The organism is Albidovulum sp. (assembly GCF_008933605.1).
Classification (GTDB): domain Bacteria; phylum Pseudomonadota; class Alphaproteobacteria; order Rhodobacterales; family Rhodobacteraceae; genus Albidovulum.
On record NZ_WBUS01000250.1, the window covers coordinates 1 to 2,813 of the forward strand.

The following is a 2,813-nucleotide window of genomic DNA, read 5'->3' on the forward strand; positions in this document are numbered from 1 at the left end:
GTCCGCCCAGGCGGCGCGGACGGGGCCGAGGTCGGCCCCGGCGAAGGCGTCGAGAAGCTGGCGGTGGCCGCGCGGGTTCAGGAGGCCGCGGTCGTCCTGCTGGCCGTGCAGTTCGACGAGCGTGTCGGAGAGCGCGCGCAGCACCTCGGCCCCCGCCCGCCGGTCGTTGACGAAGGCGGTCTTGCGGCCGTCGGCGGTGGCGATGCGTCGCAGGACCAGTTCGTCGTCCGGGGGAAGCCCGGCCTCGGCCAGGACCTCGCGCGCCGGGTGTTCCGCAGGCAGGTCGAAGACAGCGGTCACCTCGCCCTGTCCGGCGCCGGGGCGCACCAGGTCCGCCCTGCCCCGCCAGCCGAGGACGAAGCCGAGACAGTCGAGCAGGATCGACTTGCCCGCCCCGGTCTCGCCCGTCAGCACGTTGAGCCCGGGCCGGAACACCAGCTCCAGCCGGTCGATGATCAGCATGTCGCGGATGTCCAGCGACCGAAGCATTCCCGCCCCCCGGGGCCGTGTCTCAGCGCGGTCTCACAGCCATTCGCCCCGGATCACCTGGCGATAGACCTTGGCGAGCCAGCTGTCGCCGCGCGCTTTCGGCTCCAGCCCCTTAGAGGTCAGGAGCCGGTAGCTGTCCTGATACCACTCGGTCGACTGGAAGTTGTAGCCGAGGATTGCACCCGCCGTCTGCGCCTCGTCGGTGAGGCCGAGCGACAGGTAGCTCTCCACCAGCCGGTGCAGCGCCTCGGGGGTGTGGCTCGTGGTCTGGAAGTTCTCCACCACGACGCGGAAGCGGTTGATCGCGGCGGTGTAGTGCTTGCGCTTCAGGTAGTAGCGCCCGATCTCCATTTCCTTCGCCGCGAGATGGTCGAAGGCGAGGTCGAACTTCAGGATCGAGGACTTGGCGTAGTCGCTGTCGGGGTATTCCTCGATCACCGAGCGGAGCGCCTGCAGGGCCTGGTAGGTCAGGCCCTGGTCGCGCCCGACCTCGTCGATCTGGTCGTAGTAGGAGAGCGCGAGGAGGTATTTCGCATAGGCCGCGTCCTCCTCGGCGGGGTAGGTGTCGATGTAGCGCTGCGCGGTGGCGCGGCTTTCATCGTAGTTGCGGTCCTTGTGATAGGCGAAGGCCTGCATGATCAGCGCGCGCTTGGCCCATTCGGAATAGGGATAGAGCCGCTCCACCTCGGCGAAATACTTCACCGAATCCTCGCCCTTGCGCGAGGTCTCGAGCTGGTACTCGCCAAGCTTGTAGATCGCCTCGGCGTCGAGCTGCGTGAGATCGGGCTCGCGGTTGCCACCGCCGCAGGAGGCGAGAACCACCGCGAGCGCGAGGCCGCCCAACAGACGCGCCGCTTTCCCGCCCCGAGCCATGCCTGCCCACCCACTTCCTGCTTCACGTTTTTCCGCCCCGGAGCAGCCCCCGGGGCGGCGGTTCGCCTCGTCCTAGCACAGAAAAATCCGGGGCGCAAAACGCCTTTCGCACCCGCGCCGGGCTCAGGCGACGGCGGGGATATCGTCCCGGTTGACGCCCGTTCCGGGCAGGAGCCGGCGGCGCGCGGGATCGCATTCGATCAACCGGAAGGCCGTCGGATCGGCGAAGAGCGCGCGCAGCAGACGATTGGTCATGGCGTGGCCCGCGCGGTTGCCGGTGTAGCGGCCGAGGATCGGCGCGCCGGCAAGCGCAAGATCGCCCAGCGCGTCGAGCATCTTGTGGCGCACCGGTTCGTCGGCGCGGCGCAGCCCGCCGGGCGACAGCACCTTGTCGCCGTCGAAGACGACCGCGTTCTCGCCGGGATTGCCGCCAAGCGCGAGCCCCTGCGCCAGCATCGCCTCCACGTCCGCCTGGCGGCAGAAGGTCCGGCAGTCGGACAGCTCGCGCAGGAAGGCGCCGTTGGCCATCGACAGGCGCTTGCGCTGATGCCCGATCGCGGCATCGGCGAAGTCGATCTCGAAGTCGATCTCCAGCGTCTCGGCCGGCTCCAGCCGCGCCAGCGCCGGCCCCTCGCGGACCTCGACCGGCTTCAGGACCTCGAAGCAGCGCAGCGGCGCGTTCAGCCCTCGCACCCCGCGGGCAAGGAAGGCCGCCGCGAAGGGCGCCGAGGAACCGTCGAGGATCGGCACTTCCGGCCCGTCGATCTCGATCAGCGCGTTGTGGATCCCGCAGCCCGCGAGCGCCGCCATGACATGCTCGATGGTGGAGACCTTCACACCCTGGGCGTTGCTGACCTCGGTGCAGAGCCTCGCATTCTCCACCGCCGACCAGTGCGCCTGCACCATCGGGTCGCGGCCGATCACGTCGCTGCGGCGAAACCAGATGCCGTACTCGGCTGACGCGGGATGCACCGTCATGCGGGCACGCAGGCCCGAATGCAGGCCCGTCCCGGTGAAGGTTACCGCCGATCTGATCGTCGTCTGCACGCTTGCCTCGTTTCCCGCCAGGCGGATCCTTGTGTCAGCGTTGAGGTAATCGTGCCCCCGTGGAAGCTCAACTCACTCTTTGCAACGGAATGTAACATTGGATCCAATTGTCTGTAACGGCACACGCGGGCGCCGACAGGCGCCTCGCAAATCATTGATCCCAAAAGGAAAAGGGCCGGATCGCTCCGGCCCTTCCGATCAATGTGACGTTCCGTCAGTTGGCCTGGCGCCGCAGGAAGGCCGGGATCTCGATCCGTTCCTGATCGGGGTCGAGCTCGGGTTCTTCCTCGTAGGTGGCCGAAACCCGGGGCTGGGCGCGCAAGGCAGGGGACGCCCGCTCCGGCTCGGCCGCGCCGTGGCCGGCCATCCGGTTGAGCAGCGTGTTGATGCCGAAGCGCGACCGC

Annotated in this window: 3 protein-coding genes and 1 pseudogene; all 4 read right to left on the bottom strand. The window is 68.5% G+C overall.

Going from position 1 to position 2,813, the window contains the following annotated elements; all coding sequences use genetic code 11:
- Window positions 1-489 (bottom strand): AAA family ATPase (locus F9K34_RS18325; protein ID WP_291338541.1); only part of this gene is annotated, 489 nt, incomplete at its 3' end.
- 33 nt (window positions 490-522) lie between these two features.
- On the bottom strand, window positions 523-1,362 hold the full coding sequence (locus F9K34_RS18330; RefSeq protein ID WP_291338542.1) for an outer membrane protein assembly factor BamD: 840 nt from the start codon (window positions 1,360-1,362) through the stop codon (window positions 523-525).
- A 123-nt stretch (window positions 1,363-1,485) separates the two neighbouring features.
- A complete protein-coding gene (lpxC, locus tag F9K34_RS18335; protein WP_291338543.1) occupies window positions 1,486-2,409 on the bottom strand; it encodes a UDP-3-O-acyl-N-acetylglucosamine deacetylase in 924 nt (307 codons plus the stop codon).
- Window positions 2,410-2,623: 214 nt separating this feature from the next.
- Window positions 2,624-2,813, bottom strand: a pseudogene (locus F9K34_RS18340) (cell division protein FtsZ); the annotation flags it as partial.

Coding starts and splice junctions, on each gene's coding strand:
- F9K34_RS18330 (WP_291338542.1), bottom strand. CDS start 1,362: ATGGCTCGGGGCGGGAAAGCGGCGCGTCTGTTGGGCGGCCTCGCGCTC.